The sequence below is a fragment of the Methylorubrum rhodinum genome, from assembly GCF_014199935.1.
In the GTDB taxonomy this organism is placed as follows: domain Bacteria; phylum Pseudomonadota; class Alphaproteobacteria; order Rhizobiales; family Beijerinckiaceae; genus Methylobacterium; species Methylobacterium rhodinum.
Genome location: NZ_JACHOP010000004.1, coordinates 264982 through 290070 on the forward strand (window position 1 = coordinate 264982; position 25089 = coordinate 290070).

The 25089-nt window shown below is 70.2% G+C and carries 29 protein-coding genes; 15 read left to right on the forward strand and 14 right to left on the reverse strand.

The features are described from left to right. The first annotated feature begins 68 nt into the window (after positions 1–68). The 6 genes from HNR00_RS07330 to ppk2 all read left to right on the forward strand — a co-directional run bounded on the left by HNR00_RS07330 (position 69) and on the right by ppk2 (position 6309). Complete coding sequence (locus HNR00_RS07330; protein WP_183567151.1) at positions 69–485, forward strand: DUF6232 family protein; 417 nt, start codon at positions 69–71, stop codon at positions 483–485. Between the two features lie 19 nt (positions 486–504). After that, positions 505–732 (forward strand): hypothetical protein, encoded by a 228-nt coding sequence (locus HNR00_RS07335; protein WP_183567153.1) that lies wholly within the window; start codon positions 505–507, stop codon positions 730–732. A gap of 145 nt (positions 733–877) precedes the next feature. Continuing rightward, positions 878–1030: a DUF3096 domain-containing protein gene (locus HNR00_RS07340; RefSeq protein WP_183567392.1), complete on the forward strand. Its 153-nt coding sequence runs from the start codon at positions 878–880 to the stop codon at positions 1028–1030. A gap of 137 nt (positions 1031–1167) precedes the next feature. Further along, positions 1168–3834, forward strand: a complete 2667-nt coding sequence (ppdK, locus tag HNR00_RS07345) for a pyruvate, phosphate dikinase (protein ID WP_183567155.1) — start codon at positions 1168–1170, stop codon at positions 3832–3834. Positions 3835–4134: 300 nt separating this feature from the next. After that, complete coding sequence (locus tag HNR00_RS07350) at positions 4135–5334, forward strand: FAD-dependent oxidoreductase (protein ID WP_183567157.1); 1200 nt, start codon at positions 4135–4137, stop codon at positions 5332–5334. A 72-nt stretch (positions 5335–5406) separates the two neighbouring features. Continuing rightward, the gene (gene ppk2, locus HNR00_RS07355) at positions 5407–6309 is read left to right on the forward strand and encodes a polyphosphate kinase 2 (RefSeq protein ID WP_183567160.1); all 903 of its coding nucleotides are present in this window, start codon (positions 5407–5409) and stop codon (positions 6307–6309) included. Positions 6310–6388: 79 nt separating this feature from the next. Here ppk2 and HNR00_RS07360 read toward each other — a convergent pair whose 3' ends face one another. Together HNR00_RS07360 and HNR00_RS07365 are read right to left on the reverse strand one after the other, a co-directional pair. Next, a complete protein-coding gene (locus HNR00_RS07360; RefSeq protein ID WP_183567163.1) occupies positions 6389–6835 on the reverse strand; it encodes a Crp/Fnr family transcriptional regulator in 447 nt (148 codons plus the stop codon). 93 nt (positions 6836–6928) lie between these two features. Further along, on the reverse strand, positions 6929–7156 hold the full coding sequence (locus HNR00_RS07365; protein ID WP_183567166.1) for a hypothetical protein: 228 nt from the start codon (positions 7154–7156) through the stop codon (positions 6929–6931). A 193-nt stretch (positions 7157–7349) separates the two neighbouring features. Here HNR00_RS07365 and HNR00_RS07370 point away from each other — a divergent pair, with 193 nt between their 5' ends. Beyond that, entirely contained in the window at positions 7350–7538 is a 189-nt protein-coding gene (locus tag HNR00_RS07370; protein ID WP_091950803.1) for a con-10 family general stress protein, read from the forward strand. Positions 7539–7605: 67 nt separating this feature from the next. On the opposite strand, the gene HNR00_RS07375 is transcribed toward HNR00_RS07370, so the two are convergent. Then, complete coding sequence (locus HNR00_RS07375; RefSeq protein WP_183567169.1) at positions 7606–8118, reverse strand: MarR family winged helix-turn-helix transcriptional regulator; 513 nt, start codon at positions 8116–8118, stop codon at positions 7606–7608. A 287-nt stretch (positions 8119–8405) separates the two neighbouring features. On the opposite strand from HNR00_RS07375, the gene HNR00_RS07380 reads away from it, so the two are divergent. After that, entirely contained in the window at positions 8406–9185 is a 780-nt protein-coding gene (locus HNR00_RS07380) for a DUF1499 domain-containing protein (RefSeq protein WP_183567172.1), read from the forward strand. A gap of 17 nt (positions 9186–9202) precedes the next feature. Here the strand turns inward: HNR00_RS07380 and HNR00_RS07385 are convergent, their stop codons facing one another. The 3 genes from HNR00_RS07385 to HNR00_RS07395 all read right to left on the reverse strand — a co-directional run bounded on the left by HNR00_RS07385 (position 9203) and on the right by HNR00_RS07395 (position 11730). Continuing rightward, a complete protein-coding gene (locus HNR00_RS07385) occupies positions 9203–10144 on the reverse strand; it encodes an MBL fold metallo-hydrolase (protein WP_183567175.1) in 942 nt (313 codons plus the stop codon). Positions 10145–10226: 82 nt separating this feature from the next. Beyond that, entirely contained in the window at positions 10227–11228 is a 1002-nt protein-coding gene (locus HNR00_RS07390; RefSeq protein ID WP_312886012.1) for a DUF2865 domain-containing protein, read from the reverse strand. 358 nt (positions 11229–11586) lie between these two features. After that, a complete protein-coding gene (locus tag HNR00_RS07395) occupies positions 11587–11730 on the reverse strand; it encodes a hypothetical protein (protein WP_183567181.1) in 144 nt (47 codons plus the stop codon). A gap of 241 nt (positions 11731–11971) precedes the next feature. On the opposite strand from HNR00_RS07395, the gene HNR00_RS07400 reads away from it, so the two are divergent. Then, entirely contained in the window at positions 11972–12148 is a 177-nt protein-coding gene (locus tag HNR00_RS07400) for a DUF1328 domain-containing protein (protein WP_003599466.1), read from the forward strand. Positions 12149–12273: 125 nt separating this feature from the next. Here the strand turns inward: HNR00_RS07400 and HNR00_RS07405 are convergent, their stop codons facing one another. Beyond that, entirely contained in the window at positions 12274–12711 is a 438-nt protein-coding gene (locus HNR00_RS07405) for a DUF3429 domain-containing protein (protein WP_183567184.1), read from the reverse strand. 358 nt (positions 12712–13069) lie between these two features. Between HNR00_RS07405 and HNR00_RS07410 the strand changes: the two genes are divergently transcribed. From HNR00_RS07410 to HNR00_RS07420, 3 genes are all read left to right on the forward strand, one after another. Then, positions 13070–14395: a chloride channel protein gene (locus tag HNR00_RS07410; protein WP_183567187.1), complete on the forward strand. Its 1326-nt coding sequence runs from the start codon at positions 13070–13072 to the stop codon at positions 14393–14395. A gap of 81 nt (positions 14396–14476) precedes the next feature. Beyond that, positions 14477–14656, forward strand: a complete 180-nt coding sequence (locus HNR00_RS07415) for a DUF1328 domain-containing protein (protein WP_183567190.1) — start codon at positions 14477–14479, stop codon at positions 14654–14656. A gap of 5 nt (positions 14657–14661) precedes the next feature. Beyond that, positions 14662–15513 carry an SDR family oxidoreductase gene (locus tag HNR00_RS07420; RefSeq protein ID WP_183567193.1) on the forward strand — a complete coding sequence of 284 codons (852 nt, stop codon included), beginning with the start codon at positions 14662–14664 and terminating at the stop codon, positions 15511–15513. Between the two features lie 146 nt (positions 15514–15659). On the opposite strand, the gene thiL is transcribed toward HNR00_RS07420, so the two are convergent. Genes thiL through ribH form a run of 3 tightly spaced genes read right to left on the reverse strand, consistent with a single transcriptional unit; the run spans position 15660 to position 17683 of the window. Next, positions 15660–16637 carry a thiamine-phosphate kinase gene (gene thiL, locus HNR00_RS07425; protein WP_183567196.1) on the reverse strand — a complete coding sequence of 326 codons (978 nt, stop codon included), beginning with the start codon at positions 16635–16637 and terminating at the stop codon, positions 15660–15662. 6 nt (positions 16638–16643) lie between these two features. Further along, entirely contained in the window at positions 16644–17177 is a 534-nt protein-coding gene (gene nusB / locus HNR00_RS07430) for a transcription antitermination factor NusB (protein ID WP_183567200.1), read from the reverse strand. After that, positions 17174–17683, reverse strand: a complete 510-nt coding sequence (gene ribH / locus HNR00_RS07435; RefSeq protein WP_183567203.1) for a 6,7-dimethyl-8-ribityllumazine synthase — start codon at positions 17681–17683, stop codon at positions 17174–17176. Before ribH ends, nusB begins: the two co-directional genes overlap by 4 nt. A 165-nt stretch (positions 17684–17848) precedes the next feature. Here ribH and HNR00_RS07440 point away from each other — a divergent pair, with 165 nt between their 5' ends. The 3 genes from HNR00_RS07440 (at position 17849) to HNR00_RS07450 (ending at position 20471) form a co-directional block, all read left to right on the forward strand. Then, the gene (locus tag HNR00_RS07440) at positions 17849–18145 is read left to right on the forward strand and encodes a hypothetical protein (protein WP_183567206.1); all 297 of its coding nucleotides are present in this window, start codon (positions 17849–17851) and stop codon (positions 18143–18145) included. A 371-nt stretch (positions 18146–18516) separates the two neighbouring features. Next, positions 18517–20037 carry a UbiA family prenyltransferase gene (locus tag HNR00_RS07445; RefSeq protein WP_183567209.1) on the forward strand — a complete coding sequence of 507 codons (1521 nt, stop codon included), beginning with the start codon at positions 18517–18519 and terminating at the stop codon, positions 20035–20037. Continuing rightward, entirely contained in the window at positions 20037–20471 is a 435-nt protein-coding gene (locus tag HNR00_RS07450) for a GtrA family protein (protein ID WP_246390389.1), read from the forward strand. The genes HNR00_RS07445 and HNR00_RS07450 overlap by 1 nt, the downstream gene beginning before the upstream one ends. On the opposite strand, the gene HNR00_RS07455 is transcribed toward HNR00_RS07450, so the two are convergent. From HNR00_RS07455 to HNR00_RS07470, 4 genes are all read right to left on the reverse strand, one after another. Further along, positions 20459–21688, reverse strand: coding sequence for a hypothetical protein (locus HNR00_RS07455; protein WP_183567212.1), 1230 nt, complete (start codon positions 21686–21688; stop codon positions 20459–20461). The two genes, HNR00_RS07450 and HNR00_RS07455, sit on opposite strands and share 13 nt — an antisense overlap. 188 nt (positions 21689–21876) lie before the next feature. Next, the gene (locus tag HNR00_RS07460; RefSeq protein WP_183567216.1) at positions 21877–22683 is read right to left on the reverse strand and encodes an invasion associated locus B family protein; all 807 of its coding nucleotides are present in this window, start codon (positions 22681–22683) and stop codon (positions 21877–21879) included. A 248-nt stretch (positions 22684–22931) separates the two neighbouring features. Next, the gene (locus HNR00_RS07465) at positions 22932–24299 is read right to left on the reverse strand and encodes a glutamine synthetase family protein (RefSeq protein WP_183567219.1); all 1368 of its coding nucleotides are present in this window, start codon (positions 24297–24299) and stop codon (positions 22932–22934) included. 58 nt (positions 24300–24357) lie between these two features. Further along, positions 24358–24879 carry a L,D-transpeptidase gene (locus tag HNR00_RS07470; protein ID WP_183567398.1) on the reverse strand — a complete coding sequence of 174 codons (522 nt, stop codon included), beginning with the start codon at positions 24877–24879 and terminating at the stop codon, positions 24358–24360. Positions 24880–25089: the final 210 nt, after the last annotated feature.

Below are 25089 nucleotides of genomic sequence, written 5' to 3' on the forward strand. Positions count from 1 at the left end.
TACGGCTTATTTATGGAGTAAAAAATCTCCGCGCTCAAGTTTCAATACAAGATCTTTGGAGAATTGCAATGGCAAAACTTACAATAACAAATCATGTCATGTCAATCGGCGGCCGTATCATACAGATTAAGAATATAGCTGAAGTGGGTGTTGTCGAAGATAAATCAGATCAATCTAAGTCAGGTTTCTTATTTATGGTTGGAATTGGTGGTATATTGGGAGGTGCTATGATACCTTCTTTTCTCGTTTTCTTGTTTGGTGGCGCAATGATAGCGCTCGGTGTATATATAAACAAAAAGAAATATCTTTTGATGCTGCAAACTAATGCAGGAAAAATTACTCCCTTGAGATCCAAAGATCTGACTCTTCTCGAGTCAATAGTGGAAAAATTAAACGATGCAATGTCGCGCGAAACGGTTAGCTATTCGATAGATATATCGGACAGCATTATAATGGACTCGCAGATCAACCAAATTTCAAGGTAAGGCAAGCGGGAGAAATAAAATGTCTAACATCAATATAAGTGGAAGCTATGTCCAAAATTCTCAGATTGGCACTTTCACAGGAAGTAATACGAACAACGAACTCAGCCCTGTCAGCGACCCTAAGGCGCATGCGGTAAATCAACAGATTTTGCAACCTGATAAATTACCGCTTCAAGCGGCGTGGAAGAATCTGCCAGTTGTAAACGCATGCATTCAAATTCTCCGCGCACTGCACGTGCCAATCTGAGAGTTTTTCGCAAGAGAAACTAAACTCTATTTAAAAATTTAAAACGGAAAAGCACTCGAAAGATTAACCATATTGTAGCGTACTCATAGTTTCTTGAATCGAGCCTCATTATTTTATTGCTCTGAATCGACGTAGAGAGCATTTCATCGCCCTCACGATCTCCCACCTCCAGCCGATCGCCACCATCGCCGCCGGCATCCTGATCCGGATCGCACTGCGGCTCCTCAACTACATCGTTGCGATCTACCTCATCGTCGTCGGGCTGATCGGCCTGGGCGTCCTGCGCCACCTCGGGTGAGGCTCTGACAGAGCGGGTCCTTCGTCACCCCCGCCGGCGGGGCGCGCGAAGCTTCTCCTTGCGCCGCGGCAGGAGTTGGGCCACGCCCGCGGGCACGGCTATGATTATGAGCACGCCATCCGCCAGCGGAGAGCCTGATGACGAAATGGGTCTATTCCTTCGGTGACGGCAAGGCCGAGGGCGAGGCGTCGATGCGCAACCTCCTCGGCGGCAAGGGCGCCAACCTCGCCGAGATGTCGAACCTCGGCCTGCCGGTGCCGCCCGGCTTCACCATCACGACGGAAGTCTGCACCTACTACTACCAGCACGGCGAGACCTATCCGGCGGAACTCGCCGAAGAGGTGAAGGCCGCGCTGGAGCAGGTCGGCGCGCTGACCGGCCGCCGCTTCGGCGACGCCGAGAAGCCGCTCCTCGTCTCGGTCCGCTCCGGGGCGCGCGCCTCGATGCCCGGCATGATGGACACCGTGCTCAACCTCGGCCTCAACGACGCCACCGTCGAGGCGCTGGCCAAGGACGCCGACGACGAGCGCTTCGCCTACGATTCCTACCGCCGCTTCATCACGATGTATTCGAACGTCGTGCTCGGCGTGGAGCACCACGCCTTCGAGGAGGCTTTGGAGCATTACAAGGACGGCAAGGGCTTCAGCCTCGACACCGAGCTGACGGCCGACGACTGGAAGCAGCTCATCGGCACCTACAAGAAGATCGTCCGCGACGAGCACGGCTCGGATTTCCCGCAGAAGCCCGAGGACCAGCTCTGGGGCGCCATCGGCGCGGTGTTCAGTTCGTGGATGATCCCGCGGGCCAAGAAGTACCGCGAGCTGAACCAGATCCCGGAGAGCTGGGGCACGGCGGTCAACGTCCAGGCCATGGTGTTCGGCAACATGGGCGACACCTCGGCCACCGGCGTCGCCTTCACCCGCAACCCCTCCACCGGCGAGAGCGCGCTCTACGGTGAGTTCCTCATCAACGCCCAGGGCGAGGACGTGGTGGCGGGCATCCGCACCCCGCAGGACATCACCGAGAAGGCCCGCATCGAGGCGAAGTCGGACAAGCCGTCGATGGAGAAGGCGATGCCCGAGAGCTTCGCGGAACTGACGCGGATCTACGGGGTGCTCGAAAAACACTACCGCGACATGCAGGACATGGAGTTCACCATCGAGCGGGGTAAACTCTGGATGCTCCAGACCCGCAACGGCAAGCGCACGGCCAAGGCCGCTCTGCGCATCGCCGTCGAGCTCGCGGGCGAGGGTCTGATCTCCAAGGACGAGGCGATCCTGCGCATCGAGCCGGGCGCGCTCGACCAGCTCCTGCACCCGACCATCGACCCGGATGCCGAGCGCAAGGTCATCGCCACCGGCCTGCCCGCCTCGCCGGGCGCGGCGGTCGGCGAGATCGTGTTCAACTCGGAGGCCGCGGAGGCCGCCAAAAAGGCCGAGCGCAAGTGCATCCTCGTGCGCATCGAGACGAGCCCCGAGGACATCCACGGCATGCACGCCGCGGAAGGCATCCTGACGACGCGGGGCGGCATGACCAGCCACGCGGCGGTGGTCGCCCGCGGCATGGGCAAGCCCTGCGTCTCCGGCGTCGGCTCGATCCGCATCGACTACAAGGCGCAGACGCTCACGGTCGGCGGCGTGACCCTGAAGGCGGGCGAGGTCATCACCGTCGACGGCTCGACCGGCCAGGTGATCCAGGGCGAGGTCAAGATGCTCCAGCCGGAGCTGTCGGGCGACTTCGCCGCGCTGATGGAATGGGCCGACGCGGTGCGCACCATGAAGGTCCGCACCAATGCCGACACCCCAGCCGATGCGCGGGCCGCCCGCAAGTTCGGCGCGGAAGGCATCGGCCTGTGCCGCACCGAGCACATGTTCTTCGAGGGCGACCGGATCGTCGCGGTGCGCGAGATGATCCTGGCCGACGACGCGGAAGGGCGCCGCGCGGCGCTCGCCAAGCTCCTGCCCTACCAGCGCCAGGACTTCGTCGAGCTGTTCACGATCATGTCGGGTCTGCCCGTCACGATCCGCCTGCTCGACCCGCCGCTGCACGAATTCCTGCCGCACACCGACGAGGAGGTGCAGGAGGTCGTGGCCGCGACCGGCGTCAGCGAGGACAAGATCCGCCACCGCACCCGCGAACTCTCCGAGCACAATCCGATGCTCGGCTTCCGCGGCTGCCGGCTGGCCATCGCCTTCCCCGAGATCGCCGAGATGCAGGCCCGCGCGATCTTCGAGGCCGCGGTGCAGGCCGCCAAAGACACCGGCGCCCCGGTGACCCCGGAGGTGATGGTGCCGCTCGTCTTCACCCGGATGGAGTTCGACATCGTCAAGGCCCGCATCGACGCCATGGCGAAGGCCGTGGCGGAAGAGACCGGCGCCAGCTTCGAGTATCAGGTCGGCACGATGATCGAGCTGCCGCGCGCGGCGCTCAAGGCCGGCGAGATCGCCGAGACTGCGGAATTCTTCTCCTTCGGCACCAACGACCTGACCCAGACCGCGCTCGGCATCTCGCGGGACGACGCCGCGACCTTCCTCGGGCCCTACACCCAGAAGGGCATTCTGGCCGTCGATCCCTTCGTGTCGATCGACCGCGAGGGCGTGGGCGAACTCGTCAAGATCGCGACGGAGCGCGGCCGGGCGCAGCGGCCCGACATCAAGCTCGGCATCTGCGGCGAGCACGGCGGCGACCCGGCCTCCATCGGCTTCTGCCAGGAGGTCGGCCTCGACTACGTCTCCTGCTCGCCCTTCCGCGTGCCGATCGCACGGCTCGCCGCCGCGCAAGCGGCGCTGGGCAAGGGCGAGTGATCGTCGGCGTCCCGGGGATCGCGTCCCGGTAGCAACCAGGGCCGTCATTCCGGGACCGCGCAGCGGACCCCGGAATCCACCTGTGACGCGACGCCCAAAAACAGCGTCGCGGCCGGTCTCGAGTTCCGGGTTCCCCTCAGGCGCGCCGGAATGACGGCAGGGGCGTGTGGCACGGGACACGCCGATCGTTCTGCCCATCCACGGGATCGTCACGCTCGGCCCACGCCTTGCCCCACCGTCGGCAAAGCAACGGGAGCCGTCCCATGCGGGGGCGGTTCGTTCCGCTTCGGATCAAGCGTGATGCCGATCGAAGACCCCGGCGACCTCGACCGCGTCGACGTGGCGGTGATCGGCGCCGGGCTCGGCGGCACCGCCGCGGCCTCGATGCTCGCGCGCGCCGGGTACCGGGTCGCGCTGATCGATTCGCACACGGTGTTCCCCCAGGAATTCCGCGCGGAGAAGCTCGGCGGCGCGCACTGGGCGCTGTTCGAGCGGCTCGGGCTCGACGGGGCCGCGCGCCCTGCGCTGACGGCGATCGGGTCGATCGACATCCACCGCCCCGGCGCCCGCCCGGTGCGGCGCGTCGCCGACGAGTACGGTTTCGTCTATTCCGACCTTGTCAATGCGTTGCGAGCCGGCCTGCCGCCCGATACGGCCGTGCGGGTCGGGCGCGTCGAGGCCCTGGATACCGGGCCGGAGCGGCAGAGCGTGTCGCTCGCCGACGGCCGGCGCATCGAGGCGCGCCTCGTCGTGATCGCCACGGGCCTCGGCGACAGCGTGCGCCGCAAGGCCGGCATCGGGCGCGTCATGACCGGGCCCGGCCATTCCCTCTCACTCGGCTTCTTCCTCGACCGGAGGGCGGCCGCTTACCCGTTCGAATCGCTCGCGTGGTACGGGCGCGGCCCTGCCGACCGCACCGCCTACCTCACGCTGTTCCCCGTGAACGGCGCCATGCGGGCCAACCTGTTCGTCTACCGCGAGACGGGCGAGGAGTGGACCCGCGCCTTCCGCCGTGAACCGGCCCGGGAACTCGCCGCGCTGCTGCCGGGTCTGGAGGCGGCCTGCGGCGGTCTCGGCATCGAAGGACGGGTGCAGATTCGTCCCATCGACCTGACCATCTCCGAAAAATACCGGCGCGATGGTGTGGTGCTCGTGGGCGACGCCTTCTGCACCACCTGTCCGGCGCCGGGTGTCGGGGTGCGGCGGGTGCTCACCGATGTCGAGCGTCTGTGCCGGGTCCACCTGCCGGGCTGGCTCGTCACGCCGGGCATGGGGGCGGACAAGATCGCCGCCTTCTACGACGACCCGGTCAAGCGGGCGAGCGATGCGGCGGCGATCCGGGCGAGCCAGTTCTCCCGCGCGATGGCGGTCGAGCCCGGCGCGGTCTGGGCGGCGCGGCGACTGCGCAACGGCTGGGCGCGCCGGGCCGCTTCCCTGTTCGGCAGACGGATCGCGGATGCCGTACCGGACGACGTGCCGACGATGATGGGTTCGCAATGAAGCTTCGCCGGACTGTCACATGAGGGTGCTCTAAGCGGCGGGACGAACGACCACCGGACGTGAATCCCGACCATGAGCGAAGACGGCATCCGCCTGCGGGACGACGAACTCGAAGCGATCCGCCGCGAGATCGCCGACAGCTACGACGAGGAATGGGAACTCGAACTCGACGAGGCCCGCCTCGAAGGGGAGTCCGGCGAAGGCCTCGACCGGCGCACCTACTTCCGCGAGCTGCTGCGGCTCCAGCACGAGCTGGTGCGGCTGCAGGACTGGGTGAAGAACGAGGGCCTGCGCATCGTCGTGCTGTTCGAGGGGCGCGATTCGGCCGGCAAGGGCGGGGCGATCAAGCGCATCACCCAGCGCCTCAATCCCCGCATCTGCCGCGTCGCCGCGCTGCCCGCGCCGAGCGAGCGCGAGCGGACGCAATGGTACTTCCAGCGCTACGTCAGCCACCTGCCGGCGGCGGGCGAGATCGTTCTGTTCGACCGCTCGTGGTACAACCGCGCGGGCGTCGAGCGGGTGATGGGCTTCTGCAACGAGACCGAGGTCGAGGAGTTCTTCCGCTCGGTTCCCGAGTTCGAGCGGATGCTGGTGCGCTCCGGCATCGTGCTGGTGAAGTACTGGTTCTCGATCACCGATGCCGAGCAGGCGATGCGCTTCCGCATGCGCATCCACGATCCGCTCAAGCAGTGGAAGCTCTCGCCGATGGACGTCGAGTCACGCCGCCGCTGGGAGGACTACACCCGCGCCAAGGAGGACATGCTGGCCCGCACCCACATCCAAGAGGCGCCGTGGTGGGTGGTCGAGGCGGTGGACAAGAAGCGGGCGCGGCTCAACTGCATCAGCCACCTGCTGGAACAGGTGCCCTACGGCACGGTGGAGCATCCGCCGGTGGTGCTGCCCGACCGGGTGCGCAACGCGGATTATCTGCGCCATCCGGTGCCGCCGGAGATGTTCGTTCCGGCGCGGTATTGACCGGCCGTCCCGTCATTGCTTCGGCTCTGGCTCGGAATGACGGCGTGAGGTGATATCCGGTGCAAACAGCCAGACTTGGCTAGACTCCGCCGCGCTCGGCCAGCCGCTGGTTGGTCTGCTCCAGGCGTAGCGCGAGGTCGCGCATCACCGCGATGCCGATCTGCGGGAACTGCGCCAGCAATTCGAGGAAGACGTCGCGGTCGATCCGCAGAGCCGTCGTCGCGCCGTCGGCGGTGACGGTGGCCGAGCGGGGCTGGTCGGCCAGGATGCCCATCTCGCCCACCAGCGCGTTGGCGGCCAGAAGCGCGAGGCGCACGGGACCGTGCGGCCCGTCGATCGTGACGGCGGCACCGCCCTCCAGGATGAGGTAGGCGGCATCCGCCGCCTCGCCGCGGGCGAAGAACAGCTGTCCGTCCTCGAAATGCACCCGCTCGCTGGTGAAGGCGAGGAGCTTGAGGCGCGCGGGCTCGACCTCGCGGAACAGCGGCACCTGCCGCAGCGACGTCACCTCGTTGTCGAGGGTCATGGCTCTCTCCGATCCGCCGCCTCAGGAGCGCGGCGCCTAGCCCCGCCGGTCGGGCCTGTCAAAGCGGCAGGGACGACGACGCTCGGCGGCACGTCAGGAGCGGTGATCGGTCGAGAGCCCGATTTCGCCAGGCGCGGGCGGGTCGCGCTCGAGGCCGGCGTTGGGCTGGGGCGAGTCGATCGGCTCCTCCCGCACCGTCGGGGTGCGGCTGTCCTCCGGTGCGGGCATCGGCGGCAGCGGGTGCCGGTTCGGCTGCTGCGGCCCGGATTCCCCGGGGGGCTTGGCCGCAGCGTCAGGCTTTACCATATGACGATTGGTCATTTCCGGCTCCTTCCGGATGTGGCGCGGCCTGTGGGAGGCCTGTTCACAAGTCCGCGCAAATCCTTGTCGGAACGCTCGTAACGTCTGGACTGGACAGGGGTTTCGCACTCGACCGCGATCGATACGGCCAAGGAACCATCGATTGCGCTGAAGGTTGAGGAAAGTGTGAAAAATCGAGCCTGAGGAGGCGTCAATGGCAACAGGAAATTCGACCTCGAAGAGAGGTTTCGCGTCCATGAACATTGAGCGGCAGCGCGAGATCGCCAGCAAGGGCGGCCGCTCCGTACCGGCCGAGAAGCGCTCGTTCTCGCAGGATCGTGAGCTGGCCTCGTCCGCGGGCCGCAAGGGCGGACAATCGACCGGGCGCACCGGCGAAGCCTGATCCGGACGGGGTGGCGCACCGCGCGTCGTCCGCGCCGTGCCGCCCCGGCCGAGAAGAACGAGAAACGTCAACCCTCTTCGACAGGCGCCCCCGGCGTCTGTTTTTGTTTGCCCGGCCCCTCCGCATCCGCCCGCGCCAGGGCACGCCACTTCAGCACCAGGGCCTCGAAGGTTTCGAGTTCGCTCGGGTCGAGCTGCCCGAGGGTCCGCGCGACATAGGCCGCCTGCGCGTCGATGCCGCGGGCCGCGAGGGCCGCGCCGGTCGGCGTGAGATGGAGCGCGTGCGAGCGCCGGTCGCCGGGGATGGGCCGCCGCTCGACGAGGCCGGCCTCGACGAGCCGATCGATCAGCCCCGAGACGTTGCCCTTGGTCACGTAGAGCCGCCCGGCCAGTTCCTGCTGGGTCAGGCCCTCGCGTTCGGACAGCGTCGAGAGCACGTCGAATTGCGGGATCGACAGACCGGTGCCGCGCAGCTCCGCCGCGACGGCGGCGGTGACGCGCCGGCTCAGGCGGATGAAGCGGAACCAGACGCGCAGCGGATCGGGCTCGGTGCTCGGCTCGGGGTGAGGGGGCTGCGACATGCTGCTCAGGCCTATAGCAGAGCGAGCGAACGGATGCAGGCGATCGCGCGTACGAGCGGTGGCCACCGTATTCCGAGCGCCAAGAGCACTCCGCGTAGCGGGCCCCGGCTTGCCGAGGCGTCTGGCGGAGCGAGAGCCAAGGCCGCGAAGGCGGCCGCCGGCGCGTGAGGCCGGCAAAAAAGCAGGGTGATCGCTGTCGGCGATGACCCTGAAGCGGGCAGCCGAGTGGCGTGGGCTGTCCCCAGGCGATACAGTCCGGCTTCCGTCAGCAATCCTTGCTCCAGGCGATGCGCCGTCAGATCCTCGACGAACCGGTGACGCGCGCGGGCCGCTACGCCCGCACCCTCGCGATCCTGTCCGTCCTCGTCACCGGGATGGCGGTGCTGCTCGTGCGCAGCCCGTCCGCCGAGGCGATGCCGGCCATGGCCGTGCTCGGCAGCGGCGTGGCCCTGTCGGTGGTGGCGATCCTGTTCGCCCTGTTCGCCTTCGTCCGGGTGTGGCGCGAGGGGGCGGGCGGGCTCGGCGCGGCGGTCGGCGGGCTGTTTCTCGCGAGCCTCGTGCTCGCCTATCCGGCCTACGCGGCGCTGAAGGGCGTGCGGCTGCCCGCCATCACCGACGTGACGACCGACACCGAGCGTCCGCCCGCCTTCTCGCGCTCGCGCCTCGCCTTCGCAGCGCGCGAGGGGCGCTACCCGCCCGATCCCGGCCCCAAGGCGCGGGAGCTGCAGCGGGCGGCCTATCCGCAGATCGCGCCGCTGACCCTCGACGTGGAGGCCGATCAGGCGTTCGAACTCGCCCGCAAGGCGGCGGTGAACCGCAAATGGCAGATCGTCGAGGCGATCCGCCCCGGCGGGCGCATGGGCAACGGCCGGATCGAGGCGGTGGCGCATACGCGCCTGCTCAACCTGCCCGCCGACATCACCGTGCGGGTGCATCCGCGGGCGGACGGGGCGCGGATCGACGTTCGCTCGGCCTCGCGCCTCGGCACCCGCGATCTGGGCGACAACGCCGACCGCATCCGCTCCTATCTGGACGAGGTGGCCAACCTCGCCATCGCACTGAAGTAGGTCAGGTCGGCAGTAGGTCAGGTCGGCCGGAACCGCCCGCTCAGCAGCGGCGGCCCGTCGGTGGCGACGAGGCCGCGCTCCACCAGATCTTCCAAATGGGCGAAGACCGAGAGCGCCGCCGCCCCGAGCAGCTTGGGGCTCAAGCCCTGATAGACCGCGCCGACGATGGCGCGGATGTCCGCGTCTCCCGCCGCCAGCCGTGCCCGGATCGCCGCCTCGCGCTGGCGGCGATGGGCGGCGAGCCCACGCACGAAGCGGCGCGGGTCACGCACCGGGCCGCCATGGCCCGGCCAGTAGAGCGTCTCCGCGCGCTCGCGCAGCCGGTCGAGCGAATTCATGTAGGCGCGCATCGAGCCGTCCGGCGGGGCGACGATGGAGGTCGACCACGCCATCACGTGGTCGCCCGAGAACAGCGTGTTCTCCTGCGGCAGGGCGAAGGCGAGGTGGTTCATGGTGTGGCCGGGCGTGGCCACCGCGGTGAGCGTCCAGCCGTCGCCGTCGAGGCTCTCGCCGTCGGCCAGCTCCCGGTCGGGCCGGTGCTCGCGGTCGGCGCTGGCGTCAAGCACGGGCAGTTCGTTCTCGGCGAGGTCGCGGGCGGCGCGGTGCGGGCCGCAGCCGACGATCGGCGCCCCGGTCAGCGCCCGGAGCAGACGCGCGCCCGGCGAGTGGTCGCGATGGGTGTGGGTGACGACGATCGCCTCGACGCGCTCCGAGCCGAGATCGGCCAGCAGCGCCTCGACATGGCCGGCGTCGGAGGGACCGGGATCGATCACCGCGACGCGGTCCCGCCCGACCACGTAGCTGCAGGTGCCGCTCGCGGTGAACGGGCCGCCATTGGGGCAGATCCGCCGCCGCACCAGCGGGCTCACGGTCTCCAGACGCCCGGCGGGCGGCAGCGCGGCCTCGAAGCCGGGGGAAGGCGCGGAAGCGGCCTGCGCCTCCTCGGGGGATCGGCTCATGCGATAGGCTTCGTGGGCGGGCGCGCCGGAGCGCGGAGATGTCCGCCTACGACAGCCGGGCCGGTTCGCCAATGGTGCCGGTTCAGCGCTCGAACGGCGAGGGGGCGACGACGCGGACCGGGCGGAAGCCCGCGCCCGCCTCGCGCGGCTCCGAGAAGCCGAAGCCGGGCTCGGCGCCGTCCCTACGCAGCCGCACGACCTGCGCCTCGGCGGTGCGGATGCGGAGCGCGCGGTTCTCGGCGAGCCGCAGCACGCGCCGGAAGGCCGCCGCGTCCGCGTCCCGGCCGATCGCCCCGACGCGCGCCTCGATGGCGCGGCGGCGGACCTCCGTGATGCCCGCCTCCCGGTAGTCGGCCAGAACCGGGCCGGTGCGCGTCACCGCGGTCACCACCTCGGCGCTGTCGGCGGTGGCGAACACGTCGCCCGCCCGCACGGTGGGATCCTCGGCGGCGCTCGGGAGTGGACCCGTCGCCCCGGCCGGGCGGCAGGCGCAGTGGGCGACGCGCTTGGTCCGGTAGAGATTGGCCCAGGAGGCCGACAGGTAGGGCTGACCGGCGAGGCTGACGGCCTGCTCGAACTCGGTTTGGCCGGAAGCGAGGGTGAACAGGTCGGTGCGGGTTCCGGGGCAGGCGGCGGCGCAGGCCGCCTGATGCACCGGGAGGTCGGTGGGGTTGCGCAGCCGGCCGAGGGGGAAGGCGTAACCGTCGCACAGGCGCACGCACACGGTCTGTGTGCCCTTGAGCGGCGCCGGCCCCGGACCGGCCGCGGCTTCCGCGACCGGAGGCCGTATCGCGCGGGCCCGAACCCGCGGCGTCTGCTGCGCCAGAGAGCGGCCGGCCTTCAGGCTGCGCGCATCGGGCAGGGCCGAATAGCGCCGCGGCGTCTTGCGCGGCATCTCGACGGGCGCCGCCACGGGCGCCGCGGCGGGCTTCGGCGGACCGAACAGCGCGTCGAACATCTCGGCGAAGATGCCGCGCTCGGACGCGCGCACCATCGTGGTGGCGGCCCCCATGCCGGCAAAGCCGAGGGCGAGCCCGAACAACGCGGTCGTCCATGCGCGCCGCCGCCGGATCGGCGGGCTCACGCGGACGGGCGTCCGCCTCCACGCTGCCGAGGCACGCTTGCCGAAGGCCATTCCCGTCCGTCTCCCGCTGCTGCGGGTCCGGCTTGCTCCGGTCCGCGCCGGGGCAGCTAGGACGGCCCCGTGCGGGCGGACAATTGCGGGAAACCGCGGAGGTGCGCGGGGGGCGGACCCCACTGGCCGGAGCGAAGGGCCGCTTCCCGTCGCAAGGCCTTGGCGGACCGCCGGAAACGGATTCGCTGCACGATCCGCGCCCGGTAACGCTAACGCGACAGGGGTGTGGAAGGACCCTCCACAACGCAGAAGCGCCGCCCGGGGCGGGCGGCGCTTCTGGAATCCTCGAGGCGGTGTCTCGGTGGCGTCAGCGGCGCCGGCCCGACTTCACCCGGACGGGCACCGGCTGAAGCACCGGCTGGGGCACGAGGGCGGAGAGCCGCTCCACGGCGGCGTGCACGGCTTTCGCGAGAGCGGCTTTGATGGATCCGGTCTTGGTCTGTGCAGGCACGCCGAACGCCTCCTTCGAAATTCCTGAGGGCCGTCGAGAGATAGCTGGTGACGAACGGCCCGTTCCGCCACCCGGTTCCGCCCGGCATCTCGCCGCAGGGCGACGAAACGCACGTCACAGGAATCGTGGGGACGGCGCAGGAACCGCGGCCCGCCAAAGGAACCGACTGTGAAACCTTGACGTTATTGCGGTCAAGAGGCCGTGGCACGTGCCGCGCCAGTTCTTGGAAGGAACTTGCAAAATGCTCGGTTGGGCCGTTACATTCCTCGTGGTCGCCCTGGTCGCCGCCCTGCTGGGCTTCGGCGGTATCGCCGGCACGGCCATGGAGGCCGCCAAGCTCGTCTTCTTCGTCGCGATCGTCCTGTTCGCCATCTCGGCCGTCATCGGCCTGATGCGCGGCCGCTCGCCGACCCTGTAACGACGTTCCGTCGCGCGCCCGCCCTTACCGGGACAGCGCGCGCAACAAAAAAGCCTCCGGCGCGCCCGCAAGGTCGCGCCGGAGGCTTTTTTCGTGTCCGCCCGGAGACACGCGTCGAGACTTCGTCACGCCGCGACCAGCAACGCCGCTCCGGCGACGACGGAAAGCGCCAGCCGCAGCCGGCTCATCCAGCCGGGCACCATGCCGCGGCGTGAGAGATCCTGATCGATGAAGCCCCACAGAAGGACCAGCGCCCCGAGCATGCGCAGGTCCCACGGGGCGGGCGCCGCGAGCGCCGCCCAGGCGAGGAGCGAGGGAACGATCGCCAGCAGGTAATCGGGCCAGCCGGCCCCGCGGGCGGCGGCGACGCCCCAGCGGATGCCGCCGAGGAACGAGGCGATCACCGCGCCGTAGGCGGAGAGCATCGTGCGCGGCGACAGGCCGATCGTGCCGAGGCCGCCGTCGGACCCGCTGACCGCGAGCGCCGCGAAGCCCACGAACGGGATCAGCCCGGCGATCCCGAGAAGGACCGCGCTCACCGGAACCGTGGTCAGCCGCGCCATGCCGTCTCCCGGTCCTTGTCGGTTGCCGTCCGTCCACGGCGATCCGGTGCCGCCCCGGCCCCCGTCCGCCCTCGATAGCGCAACGCCTACACGCGCAGATCCGGGCAACTCCCGCAACCGGGACCATTTGCTGCACCGCGAGAGATCGAGCCGTGTGTCGTCAAGGTTCCGGCTCCGGGAATGGGGCCGCCGGCCCTGCCCACCGGATAACGGACAAGCGGGCTTGGCGGCGAGGGGACCGGCCCGGCAAGATCCCTGCAAGATCGCCGCATGGGACCTGTCCGCCGGACGATCTCCACCCCGATTCCCGGATGCCATTCCTCTGATGCCATTCCTCTGATGCCATTTCTCTGATGCTATGCCGCTGAGTCCCTCCGTCCTGCGATCCGCCCTGCAGCGGCTGCGCGTCCCCTCGCCCGATGCCTGGACGGTGCTGCGGCGCCGGGCCCTGTTCGTGGCCGGCGGCGTCTGCGTCGGGCTCGCCGCCGTGCTGATGGCCTGGGCCGCCGACGCCGCGCAGGCCGCGTTCCGCCGCGCACTCGATCTCTCGCCGTGGCTCGCGCTCCTGCTCTGCCCGGCCGGGTTCGCCCTCGCCGCATGGCTGGCGCGGGGCGTCTTCCCCAACTCGCAGGGGTCCGGCATCCCCCAGGTCATCGCGGCGCGCGCCATCGACGATCCGGCGGCCCGCCACGCGCTGGTCTCGCTGCGGGTCGCGGGCGGCAAGGTCGTCGTCATGGTGCTCGGCCTCCTCTGCGGCGCCTCGATCGGCCGGGAGGGGCCGACGGTGCAGGTCGGGGCGGCGATCATGGCCACCTTCGGCCGGGTGAGCCCGGCGCATATGCTCGGCCTGCTGCTCGCGGGCGCTGCCGCAGGCGTGGCGGCGGCCTTCAACGCGCCCCTCGCCGGCATCGTCTTCGCCATCGAGGAACTCGGCCGCGCCTATGACAGCCGCGGCAGCGGGCTTGTCGTGGCGACGATCGTCGCGGCGGGCCTGACCTCGCTGGCGATCCTGGGCGACTACACCTATTTCGGCACCACCGACGCCCGTCTCTCGCTCGCCGCCGGCTGGCTCGCCGTCCCCTTGATCGGCGTGGCGGGTGGGCTCGCGGGCGGGCTGTTCAGCCGCGCGGTCATCGCCGTCGCCCGCGGCCTGCCGGGGCGGAGCGGGGCCTTCGTCGCCCGTTTTCCGATCGCCTTCGCCGTCCTGTGCGGCCTCGGAGTCGCCCTGTGCGGGCTTGCCTCCGGCGGTACCGTCTACGGGACCGGCTACGAGGAGGCGCGGGCGATCCTGCACGGCGAGAGCGCCGCCCGCATCGAATTCGCCCCGCTGAAGTGGCTCGCGACCCTGCTCTCGTCGATCAGCGGCATCCCCGGCGGCCTGTTCGCGCCCTCGCTGGCGGTGGGCGCGGGGATCGGCGCGGAGGCGGCCCTGCTGCTGCCGCAGGTGCCGGTCGGCGCGCTCGTGCTGATCGGCATGGTCGCCTACCTGACCGGCGTGCTTCAGGCGCCGATCACCGCCTTCGTCATCGTCACCGAGATGACCCAGGACCACGCCATGATGATCCCGTTGATGCTGGCCGCGCTGATCGCCGACGCGGTGTCGAAGCTCGTCTGCAGCAGCGGGCTCTACCATGCGCTGGCGGAGGTGCTGGTGCGGCAGGCGGCGGCCCCGACCGAACGATAATCGCCCGATCATCGCGAGCGGACGGAACGCTGCGGCCCCGGCGTCGATTATCGCGACGCTTACGCTTCGGAGTTCCGCGTCATGACCCTCCTGAAATGGGCCGCCATTGCCTTCGTGATCTCTCTGGTCGCGGGCGCGCTCGGCTTCACCGGCATCGCCTCGGGCGCGAGTTCCATCGCCCGCATCCTGTTCGGCCTCTTCCTGGTGCTGGCGATCATCATCGTGGTCATCGCGGTCGCGATCGGTCAGGCGGTGTTCTGAGCCGGATGGCCGTCGATCTGCGCGGGCGCACCGCCCTCGTCACCGGCGCCACCTCCGGGATCGGCGCCGAGACGGCTTTGGGCCTCGCTCGCCTCGGCGCGCGAGTCGGGGTGGTCGGGCGCGATCCCGCCCGCACCGAAGCGATCGTCGCGCGCATCCGGCGGGAGACGGGGGCGCAGGCCGACGGCTTCGTCGCCGACCTCTCGGAGCAGGCGCAGGTCCGCCGGCTCGCGGCGGAGGCCGGTGCGCGCTATCCGGCCCTCGACATCCTCGTGAACAACGCGGGCGCGATCTTCTCCGAGCGCCACGTCACCGCCGACGGGATCGAGCGCACCTGGGCGCTCGACCATCTCGCCTACGTGCTCCTGACGCACGAACTGATGCCGCGGCTCGCCGCGGCGCCGTCCGCCCGCATCGTCAACGTGGCGTCCGCCGCCCATACCCGCGGCCGGATCGACCTCGACGATCGCGACGGCGCCCGGCGCTATGCGGCGATGGGGGCGTATTCGCAGGCCAAGCTCGGCAACGTGCTCTTCACCTACGCCCTGGCGCGGCGGCTGTCCGGCACTCGGATGACCGTCAACGCGGTGCATCCCGGCGTCGTGGCGAGTGGGTTCGCGGGCAATACCCACGGGATGCTGAAGCTGGCGTGGCGCCTGATCCGCCCGTTGCTGATCACGCCGGAGAAGGGGGCGCGCACGTCCTTGTTCGTGGCGACGGCGCCGGAGATCGCGGGCGTGAACGGGCGCTACTTCGCGCGCTGCCGCGAGACGGACACGTCGCCGCTCAGCCGGGACCAGGCGTTGCAGGAAAAGGTCTGGACGCTGAGCCGGCGGCAGGTGGGGATCGAGGAGTGAACGCCCCCCGTCGTCCCGCGGCCGCATAGCGGAACCCGGAAGCCGCCCGTGACGGGCCGCCGTACGACGTGTCGGGCCCGGTCGGGGGTTCCGGGCTCGCTGATATAGGCGCCCACAAATGCCGGGCGCAGGACGGGAAACCGTTCTCAAAAGTGGCTGAACGAGCCCGCCCCGAACGTCATCGCCTCGCCCGCATCGTCGACCACGAGCGGCGGCGCCTCGCCCGGTTCCACGAGACCGATCTCGGCCGCAGGGACGCCGACGCGCTCGGCCTCGGCGAGGAAGGCCGGCAGCGAGTCCGGCGGCACCGCGCAGAGGATCTCGTAGTCGTCGCCCCCGGTCAGTGCCGTGGCGAGGCGGGACGGATTTTTCGCGATCAGCACCCGAGCGGCAGCCGAGAGCGGGACCCGTGCGGCCTCGATCCGGGCGGTCAGGCCGGTGCCGGCCAGCATCTTGGTCAAGTCGCCGACGAGGCCGTCGGACACGTCCATCGCGGCACGGGCGTGGCCGCGCAGCACGGGCGCAAGCGCCAGCCGCGGGCGCGGATGCAGGTAGCGATCCTGCAAGACGTCGCGATGGGCGACGTCGAGCCCTGCGTCGGGGGCGAGCCGCAGCGCGAGGCCGAGCGCCGCATCGCCGATGGTGCCGCTGACGCAGAGCCGGTCCCCGGCCCGCGCCGTCTGCCGCCGCACCATCGTGCCGGTCGGCACCTCGCCGAAGGCGGTGACGCCGATCAGGGCCGGACCGCCGGAGCGCACGGTATCGCCGCCGAGCAGCGGGCAGCCGTGCGTGCGGGACATCGCGCCGAGGCCCTCGGCGAAGGCGGCGAGCCAATCCTCGGTCCAGTCGTCGGGCAGCGCCAGGGTCAGCAGGAAGCCGCGCGGGGTGGCGCCCTTGGCGGCGAGATCGGAAAGGTTGACGCCGAGCGCCTTGACCGCGATCGAGCCCGGCGGATCGTCGGGGAAGTAGTGGACGCCCGCCACCACTGCGTCCGCCGTCACGACGAGGTCGTGGCCGGGGGAGGGGGTGAGACTGGCGGCGTCGTCGCGCAGACCGTCGGCGCCGGGGCCGCTGAGCGGCGCGAAGTAGCGCGCGATCAGGGCCTCTTCCCCCGCCCGCGCCATGCGCCGTCAGCCCTTCTTCGGCGCGGCCGGGATGCCGAACTCGGTCGAGCGCACCTCGCGGCCGACGCGGTCGAGCACGGCGTTGACCATGCCGGGCTCGTCGCCGGCATAGAAGCTGTGGGCGACATCGACATATTCGGAGATCGCCGCGCGGGCGGGCACGTCGCGGCGGAACATCAGCTCGTAGGCGCCGGCCCGCAGGATCGCGCGCAGGACCACTTCGAGGCGGCGCAGCGGCCAGCCCTTGGCGAGCGCGGCGTCGAGCTTCGGGTCGATGGCGCGCTGCTCCTCGACCGCCCCGCGCAGCACGTCGCGGAAGAAGGCGGTCTCGGCCGGCGGATGGACGACGCCGTCGACCTCCTGGCCGATCCAGAACGCCTCGAACTCGGCGAGCGCCTCGATCACGCCCTTGTCCGAGATCTCCATCTCGTAGAGCGCCTGCACCACGGCCAGCCGCGCGCCCTTGCGCAGGCTCAACGGGGCGGGTTTCGGCTTGGGAGCGGTCTCCGGCGCGGCCGGACTCTCGGCGGGCTGGCTCATCGGGCGGATTCCAGTCTGGCGGCGCGCTCGATCGCGACGAGGCTCAGGGCCGCCTCCGCCGCGCCGCCGCCCTTGTTCATCTGCGAGACCCGGGCGCGCACCAGCGCCTGCTCCATGGTCTCGACGGTGAGGATGCCGTTGCCGAGCGGCAGCCGCTCGGACACGGAGAGGTCCATCAGGGCGCGGGCGCTCTCGCCCGCGACGATGTCGTAATGGCCCGTCTCGCCGCGGATGACGCAGCCGAGCGCCACCGCCGCATCGTAGGGCTCGCCCATACGCTCGCCGGCCTTGAGCAGGATCGCCATCGCGGCCGGGATTTCCAGCGCGCCCGGCACGGTGAAGACCCGCGCCTCGGCGCCGACCGCCGCGATCGCAGCGCGGGCGCCGGCCAGGAGTTCGTCGGCGATCTCCTCGTAGTAGCGCGCCTCGACCACGAGCACGCGGGTGCCGGCGAGGCTTTCGAGGATCGATTTCGGCGCGGCCGCGTCGCGGTTCTGGGCTACCATGGGCTCGGACGGGTCCGGGGATGGGTTGGGCAAGGGGAGGGGCGGAGGGTTAGCCCAGAAGCCTTCCGCTCCACAAGCGGCGCGGCGAGCCGTGCGGCGATGCGCGGGACGCCGTGCGCGACGAAGCGGTGTAGCCTGCCCCGGCGGCGAGGAGCGGGAGAGGTCATGAGCGAAGGGATCGAGGCGGCTCTGGCCACGCTCGAAGCGGAGCTGAGCGCGACGCAGCAGATCGTGAAGCTGCTGCTGGTGCAGCATTCGCTCGACCGCTCCCGCACCGAGCCGACCCGGACGATCGACGATCTGGGACGCGATTTTTCGCGCATCCTGGCCGAACTCTCCCGCGGCGCCCCCAGCACCGCCGAGCGCCAGCACTTCGCGATGGTGACGGAGGCGCTGGAGGCGCAGCTCGACAGCGCGCGGCAACTCGCGCGCTCGTTCGCGGTGAGGGACCCGGAGGAGTGAGCGAAGGCTTGGCGCCGGGCGCAGGTCCATTGTCTTGCTGCCGTCATTCCGGGACGCTGATAAGCGAACCCGGAATCCACCCGCGATGCACGGCTGCGAGCGGTGTCGCGGCCAGTCGTGGATTCCGGGTTCCGCTGCGCGGCCTCGGAACGACGGCGGCAGATGATAGAGTTCGTCAATATTAACCGAATAATACCGCGTAAAATTTGACTGAAATCCAATCGCGTCGCTCAAGCAAGAACTTGGGAAGGCGAGCACACATCGAGCCGATCCCCGCCGATTTAACCCGCACGAAGCCGAGCCCGTCCGAACGTCGTCGAGACGAGGCGGAGGTCCGAAGACCGACCCGCCGGCAAGAACAGGCGGGCATCATGGGCATCGCGAGCGTTCGACGGGCGGCAGCATCCGCGCCCACAATCATCCCGGCCGCCGCGCCGCGGCCGGTGCCGCTGGTGATCGATCTCGACGGCACGCTGCTGCGCACCGATCTGCTGCTCGAAGGCGCGGTCTCGCTGCTTCGGCGCAACCTGCTGATGGTCTTCGCGATGCTGCTGTGGCTGCCCCGCGGGAAGGCCTATTTCAAGCGCAAGGTCGCCGAGCGGGCGGTGCTCGACATCGCGACGATGCCGGCGAACGCCGCACTCATGGCCCATATCGAGGCCGAGCGGGCACAGGGCCGCGAGATCGTGCTCGCCACGGCGGCCGACGAAGTGATGGCGCTCAAGGTGATGCAGGCCTTTCCCGTCTTCGACCGGGTGGTGGCGAGCGACGGGGTGAGAAACCTCAAGGGCGCGGCCAAGGCGGAGCAGCTCGCGAGCCTCTATCCGCAGGGCTTCGACTATGCCGGCAACGCGGCGGCCGACCTTCCCGTTTGGGTGCGCGCGCAAAAAATCATCGTCGTCGAGGCGCCGGGCGGCGTCGCGCGGGCGGCCCGGGCGCTCGGCAAGCCGGTGCAGGAATTTCCCGCGGCCTCCCGGCTGCGCGCTCTGGCGAAGGGCCTGCGCCTGCATCAATGGGCCAAGAACGGGCTCGTCTTCCTGCCGCTCGTCCTCGGCGGAAAGGCCGGCGACGCGGCGGCCTGGGGGCTGGCCTCGGCGGCCTTCCTGGCGCTCGGCCTCGTGGCCTCGGCGAGCTACCTCCTGAACGACCTCCTCGACCTGCCGCACGACCGCGCCCACTGGTCGAAGCGCGAGCGCCCCCTGGCGAGCGGGCGGCTGCCGCTTCTCGCCGGCCTCTTCGCCCTCGTCCTCGGCCTCGCCGGCGGCCTCGGGGTCGCCTTCGCGGCGGGACCGGCGGTGCTCGCGGGCGTGCTCGCCTATCTCGCGCTGACGCTGACCTACTCGGCCTGGCTCAAGCGGGTGCCGATGCTGGACGCGCTGACGCTCGGCAGCCTGTTCACGCTGCGCATCGCCGTGGGCGTGGCCGCCGTCGCCGTGGCGTGGTCGCCGTGGCTGCTGACCTTCTCGATGTTCCTGTTCACCTCGCTCTCCTTCGCCAAGCGCCACACCGAATTGCGGGGTGCGGCCAAGCGCGGGCGCTCGGGCAAGCTGTCGGGGCGGGGCTACCAGAGCGCCGACGAGCCGGTGGTGCTGGCCTTCGGCATCGCGGCCGGGCTCGCCAGCGTCGTCATCTTCATCCTCTACCTCGCCAACGAGGCGTTTCGGCACGCCGTCCTGGCGGCGCCGCTGGCGCTGTGGGCCTTCCCGATGGTGCTGGTGCTGTTCATGGGCCGGGTCTGGCTGCTGGCCGGACGCGACGAGCTGAACGACGATCCGGTCGCCTTCGCGGTGAAGGACCGGCCGAGCCTCGCCCTCGCCGGAATCGCCGGCCTCGCCTTCGGCATCGCCGCCTTCGGCCTGCCGCAGGGGCTGATGTCCGGATGGGGGATGTGATGCGAAGCACCCTGAACAGCGAGGTCGTCCGCTTCCTGATCGCGGGCGGCTCGGCGGCGGCGATCAACTGGCTCGCCCGCATCCTGCTCTCGTTCGTCCTGCCGTTCGAGGCGGCGCTCCTCGTCGCCTATGTCATCGGCATGGCCGCGGGGTTCTGGCTCTACCGTCGATTCGTGTTCCGCGGCGCGGGCGCCGGTTCGGTGCGGGGGCAACTGGCGGTGTTCGTCGCGGTCAACGCGGTGGGCGCCGGCGTGGTGCTGGCCGTGAGCGCCGGCCTCGTCGCCGGGCTCGGGGCTCTGGTGCCGGGCGTTCCGCTCGCCCTGGCCGAGGCTCTGGGCCACGGCGTCGGCATCGCTGTGGGCGCGGTGGCGAACTATCTCGGCCATCGCCTCCTGACCTTTTCGACGCGCTCGGGCGAGCCTCAGACCTTGTAGGCCGACAGCACGGCGATCACCGCGAGGTTGGCGACGACGCCCCAGGTGACCAGCAGCGGCAGGGCCGCGAAGGCCGCCGGGCGCGTCCCCCGCGCCATCAGCACGATCAGGATCGGCAGCCAGTCGAGGGCGTAGCGCTGGGTCGCGATCTGCTCGGCGCCGTTCGAGTGGTAGAGCAGCGTGATCCCGGCGATGATCGCGATCACCGCGGCGCCCGCCGCGAACACCCGGTCGAGCTTGGCATAGAAGGCCAGGAGCACCCAGGGGCTCGCCACCAGCAGGGCCGTGCCGGCCTTGTCGAAGCCGGTCAGCGTGGTGAGGCTCGGGCCGCCGAACTCGAAGTGGATGCCCTGCAGGAACAGGTAGAGCGTGTTGAACAGCAGGTACTCGCGCGAGAACAGGCCGATCTCGCGGATGCGGTGCCAGATGAAGCTCGTCTGGTCCGGGTTGTGGATGAAGCCGTAGCCGGTCTCGGTCGGGCTGCCGAAGCGGGCATAATTGTAGGCGAAGTAGACCGTGAGCGCCGCCGCCACCGGAATGCCGGCCAGCAGCACCGGCTTCACCGCGCCGCGGAGGGCTTCCAGCAGGGGCCGTTCCCGCGGGAGGCAGAGGAACAGCAGGAACAAGGGATAAAAGATCGCCATCTGCCGGCACAGGAAGGCGAGGCCGACGAACAGGCCTGCGAGCGGCAGGGACTTCCGGCAGATCGCCGCCCACAGGCTCGCCGTCACCATCAGGAAGCCGACGGCTTGCGCGTAGAACCACACGCCGTCGGCGCGCAGCGTCACCTGATAGAGCGGGCTGGCGAAGGCCAAGGCCGCGACGAGCCACAGCGCGTCGGCCCGCGCCACGCCGAGCGCGCGCAGGATCGCGCGCCAAGCCAGCAGGCTCAACGCGCTCAGGGCGAGGCCGAGGAAGACGAAGCCCTTGAAGCCGGGAAAGCCGAAGAGCGCCACGAACGGCATCGCCACCAAAGCCGGCAGCGGCGGGAAGATCACGTAGGTGCGGCCCTGGTAGAGCGCGCAATCGATCTCCGGGCAGCTCTCGATCCAGAGCCGGCCGTGCAGGAAGGCGTCGGCGAGCGCGCCGTGCGAGTTGAGCCCGGTATCTTTCAGGCCGGCGCGCAGCAGGAGCAGCGCTAGCAGGGCGGCGCCCGCGAGCGCGGTCACCACCGCCAGCACCCGGTCGCGCCGCGCCTCGAATCCGTGTCCCGTCATGGCCGCAGGCCGTCCCTCGCTCGCGAATCGCGGGGCTCAGCCTCCGGGAGGAATGGTTAAGGCGCGATTCACCTCGACCGGCCCGTTGGCCTGCGCGGATGGATCGCCCCGGCAAGCACCGAGACGAAAAAAAGCCCCACCGCGGGCGTTCCGCGGCGGGGCGATGGAGCCTGTCGGTGCCTTGAAGCTTACTTCGGCGCGGCGCTGGCGGCCGGGGCAGCCGGAGCCGGGGCGGCGCCCTGCTGCTGCTCCAGCTTCTTTCGCATGTCGTCGCTGCGCTTCTCCATCTCGGCCTGGAGCTTCTTCTGCTGCTCCTCCAGCACCTTCGGGTCGATCGCCGGGCCGTCGAAGGCCTTGCCGAAGCCGGTGAGCGGCACGGCGAAGACGACCTCGCGCTGGGTCTGGTTCTGCACCGAGACGTTGAGCGTCCCCCCCTTCTTGAAGGCGGCGAGCAGCTCGGGCGAGATGCTCGGGGCCTCGGCGAAGCAGCCGTTGGGGAAGCAGACGGCGAACTTGCCGGCGGTCGCCTCCTTGCCGTCGATGCTGAAGCGGATGCCCGGCGCCAGCATCAGGCCGAGCGGCAGGAGGAAGCGGACGACCTTCACCTCCTGCTTCACCGTCGCGTTCTTCATGTCGTAGAGCGCGACCGCCATCACCGGCTGGCCGGAATCCGACACGAAGTCGCGGGTGGTGTAGCAGACGTCGGTGCCCGACCCGTTGTCCTTGCCGCAGACCTTGGTCCACTCGGGCTGGCTGGGCTCGGACTTGACGTTGATGATCTGCGGGCCGGTCTGCTGGGCCTGCTGCCCGGCGGGCGCCGCCGGCTGGGCCTGGGCGGGGGCGGGCGTCGGGGCGGGGGCCGCCGGCTTCTTGGCGGGCGCCTGGGCGAAAGCGGCCCCGCCCAGGCCGGCTCCGAGGCCCGCCATGGCGAGGAAGGCGGCCACGCGCAGCGGGCGCGCGGAATGCTTGGCCATGGAAGACTTGGCAAGGAACATCGGCGTTATGACCCCTTCAGCGGATGTCGCGTGGGACGCGGCGCCTGTTTGCAGGTTGCGCACCGGTCTTGACGAAGAATGCGGCCCGCCCCGTCGGAGGATGAGCCCCCGGCGCGCCATGCGCACCCGGACGAGCGGGCGGTCTGCTTTCCCCTCGAATGCGGCGAAGGCATGACGCCTGCGCCGTACACGCCCAGGCCCGAGGGCTCAAGCGGGGGTGAGCGGGCGACCCCGCCTTCGCGCCGCCGTCAGAACATCCGGCCGTAGCGCGCGGTCTCCCAGGCGCCGACCGCATGGTGGTATTCGGCCCATTCGCGGCTCTTCGCCCGGACGAAGGCGCCGCGCAGGGCCGGCCCCAACGTCCGCCCCACGAGGGGATCGGCGGAAAACGCCTCCACCGCCTCGCGCAGGGTCTGCGGCAGGGGCGCGATGCCGCGGCGGCGGCGCTCGGCCGGATCGAGGGCGCCGAGATCGTCGGCGTTGGGCGGGCCGGGATCGATCCGCTCGCGCACGCCTTCCAACCCGGCGGCGAGCATCAGCGCGGCGGCGAGATAGGGGTTCACCGCCCCGTCCGGGATGCGGTTCTCCAGGCGCCCGCCGCCGGTCGGCACCCGCAGGGCATTGATGCGGGCATTGCCGCCGTAGCTGTTGAAGGTCGGGGCCGGGCCGTGGATCGACGTCCCGTTCACGGAAGAGAGGCGCTTGTAGCTGTTCACCGTCGGGGCGAAGGCCGCGCACAGCCCGCGCCCGTGCCGCAGCACCCCGCCGAGGAAGTGGATGCCGGTCTCACCGAGCCCGAGCCCGTGCGGGTCCTCCCCCGATCGGCCGGCGAAGGCGTTCTCGCCGGTGGCGAGGCGGCGCAGCGACAGGTTGAAGTGGGCGCCGTTGCCCGCCGCGTCGGCGAAGGGCTTGGGCATCGTCGTGGCGACCAGCCCCTCCTTCTCCGCGTAGTGCTTGATCATCGTCCGGAACAGGATCAGCCGGTCGCAGGCGGTCAGGGCGTCGGCGTAGCGGATGTTGAACTCGAACTGGCTCTGCCCGGATTCGTGGGAGACGGCCTCCAACCCCCAGCCCAGTTCCCGGATCGCGCCCGCGACCCCGTCGAGCCAGGAGCGGCCCGCCCGCAGCCCGCCGAGGTCGTAGCAGGGCAATTCGAGGCCGCCGGCCTGCGGCGGTTCGAGCGCGCCGTCCGCGCCCCGGCGCAGCAGCGACACCTCGCACTCGATGCCGAGGTCGCAGGCAAAGCCCATCGCCTCGGCCTCGGCGAGGACGGCCTTCAGGACGACGCGGGACGACATTGGGAACGGCTTGCCCTCGAACATGAGGTCGGCGGGCGCCCAGGCCCGGTCCGGCTCCCAGGGCAACCGGCTCAGGCGTGACAGGTCGGGGAGCGCCGTGGCCTCGTCCGTCTCCTGCCACGAGCCGAACCCCTCCATCGAGAAGGCGGTGTGCCGCTCGGCTCCCGCCGCCCATTCGGGCAGCCGCTCCAGCGGGACGAGCTTGCCCTTCGGCAGACCGTGGAGATCGACGAAGGCCGCGACGAGGGTGCGGATGCCGCGCCCGCGCAGCTCGTCCTGAAGGGCGCGGAGGTCGGCGCCGGCCTCGTCGTCGGTCATGCGGGGACATGTCTCGCGTTCGGGGCGGCGCCCGCCGCAGCGGGCGCCGGGGAGGGCGTCAATCCTTCACGACCACCTTCGTGCCGACCTTCACCCGGTCGTAGAGGTCGACCACGTCCTTGTTGGTCATGCGGATGCAGCCGGAGGAGACCGCCGCGCCCATGGTCTCGGGCTCGTTGGAGCCGTGGATGCGGTAGAGCGAGGAGCCGAGATACATGGCGCGCGCGCCGAGCGGGTTGTCCTGGCCGCCGGCCATGTAGCGCGGCAGGTCGGGGCGGCGGGCGAGCATCTGCGCCGGGGGGCGCCAATCCGGCCATTCCTTCTTGCCCGTGACCGTCTTGGTGCCCGACCACGAGAAGCCGCGACGCCCGACGCCGACGCCGTAGCGGATCGCCGCGCCGCCGCCGAGCACGTAGTAGAGCCGCCGCTGCGAGGTCGAGACCACGATGGTGCCGGGTCGCTCCTTGCCGGCATAGGCGACCGTCTCGCGGGGAATCGCCTGGGTCTTGAACACGTTGATGAAGTCGGCGACCGGCCCGCTGTCGAGCAGGTCGGCGCGGGCGGGCTCGGCGGTGCCCATGGTGCCGGCAAGAGCCCCGCACAGACCCAGGGCCGCGGCGAGGCGCGGCAGTCGCGGATGACGGTTCGTCACGTTCGAGTCCTCCTCGAAGGGTCGGCCCGGCGCGCTCCCGCGACCGGACCATGTCGGTTTCTGGGCCGGGGGAGGGGGCGGGAGAAAGGCGAAAGCGTTGCCGTTCGGCAACACCTGCGCCGAATGGGACGCCTCCCT

Coding starts and splice junctions, on each gene's coding strand:
- HNR00_RS07375 (WP_183567169.1), bottom strand. CDS start 8,118: ATGTCGCAGCCCCCTCACCCCGAGCCGAGCACCGAGCCCGATCCGCTG.
- HNR00_RS07465 (WP_183567219.1), bottom strand. CDS start 24,299: ATGACCGACGACGAGGCCGGCGCCGACCTCCGCGCCCTTCAGGACGAG.
- HNR00_RS07460 (WP_183567216.1), bottom strand. CDS start 22,683: ATGTTCCTTGCCAAGTCTTCCATGGCCAAGCATTCCGCGCGCCCGCTG.
- HNR00_RS07360 (WP_183567163.1), bottom strand. CDS start 6,835: ATGACCCTCGACAACGAGGTGACGTCGCTGCGGCAGGTGCCGCTGTTC.
- ppk2 (WP_183567160.1), top strand. CDS start 5,407: ATGAGCGAAGACGGCATCCGCCTGCGGGACGACGAACTCGAAGCGATC.
- HNR00_RS07420 (WP_183567193.1), top strand. CDS start 14,662: ATGGCCGTCGATCTGCGCGGGCGCACCGCCCTCGTCACCGGCGCCACC.
- HNR00_RS07370 (WP_091950803.1), top strand. CDS start 7,350: ATGGCAACAGGAAATTCGACCTCGAAGAGAGGTTTCGCGTCCATGAAC.
- HNR00_RS07350 (WP_183567157.1), top strand. CDS start 4,135: ATGCCGATCGAAGACCCCGGCGACCTCGACCGCGTCGACGTGGCGGTG.
- HNR00_RS07330 (WP_183567151.1), top strand. CDS start 69: ATGGCAAAACTTACAATAACAAATCATGTCATGTCAATCGGCGGCCGT.
- ribH (WP_183567203.1), bottom strand. CDS start 17,683: ATGGTAGCCCAGAACCGCGACGCGGCCGCGCCGAAATCGATCCTCGAA.
- HNR00_RS07455 (WP_183567212.1), bottom strand. CDS start 21,688: ATGACGGGACACGGATTCGAGGCGCGGCGCGACCGGGTGCTGGCGGTG.
- HNR00_RS07445 (WP_183567209.1), top strand. CDS start 18,517: ATGGGCATCGCGAGCGTTCGACGGGCGGCAGCATCCGCGCCCACAATC.
- nusB (WP_183567200.1), bottom strand. CDS start 17,177: ATGAGCCAGCCCGCCGAGAGTCCGGCCGCGCCGGAGACCGCTCCCAAG.
- thiL (WP_183567196.1), bottom strand. CDS start 16,637: ATGGCGCGGGCGGGGGAAGAGGCCCTGATCGCGCGCTACTTCGCGCCG.
- ppdK (WP_183567155.1), top strand. CDS start 1,168: ATGACGAAATGGGTCTATTCCTTCGGTGACGGCAAGGCCGAGGGCGAG.
- HNR00_RS07470 (WP_183567398.1), bottom strand. CDS start 24,879: ATGGGCACCGCCGAGCCCGCCCGCGCCGACCTGCTCGACAGCGGGCCG.
- HNR00_RS07400 (WP_003599466.1), top strand. CDS start 11,972: ATGCTCGGTTGGGCCGTTACATTCCTCGTGGTCGCCCTGGTCGCCGCC.
- HNR00_RS07380 (WP_183567172.1), top strand. CDS start 8,406: ATGCGCCGTCAGATCCTCGACGAACCGGTGACGCGCGCGGGCCGCTAC.
- HNR00_RS07365 (WP_183567166.1), bottom strand. CDS start 7,156: ATGACCAATCGTCATATGGTAAAGCCTGACGCTGCGGCCAAGCCCCCC.
- HNR00_RS07450 (WP_246390389.1), top strand. CDS start 20,037: ATGCGAAGCACCCTGAACAGCGAGGTCGTCCGCTTCCTGATCGCGGGC.
- HNR00_RS07410 (WP_183567187.1), top strand. CDS start 13,070: ATGCCGCTGAGTCCCTCCGTCCTGCGATCCGCCCTGCAGCGGCTGCGC.
- HNR00_RS07335 (WP_183567153.1), top strand. CDS start 505: ATGTCTAACATCAATATAAGTGGAAGCTATGTCCAAAATTCTCAGATT.
- HNR00_RS07440 (WP_183567206.1), top strand. CDS start 17,849: ATGAGCGAAGGGATCGAGGCGGCTCTGGCCACGCTCGAAGCGGAGCTG.
- HNR00_RS07405 (WP_183567184.1), bottom strand. CDS start 12,711: ATGGCGCGGCTGACCACGGTTCCGGTGAGCGCGGTCCTTCTCGGGATC.
- HNR00_RS07385 (WP_183567175.1), bottom strand. CDS start 10,144: ATGAGCCGATCCCCCGAGGAGGCGCAGGCCGCTTCCGCGCCTTCCCCC.
- HNR00_RS07415 (WP_183567190.1), top strand. CDS start 14,477: ATGACCCTCCTGAAATGGGCCGCCATTGCCTTCGTGATCTCTCTGGTC.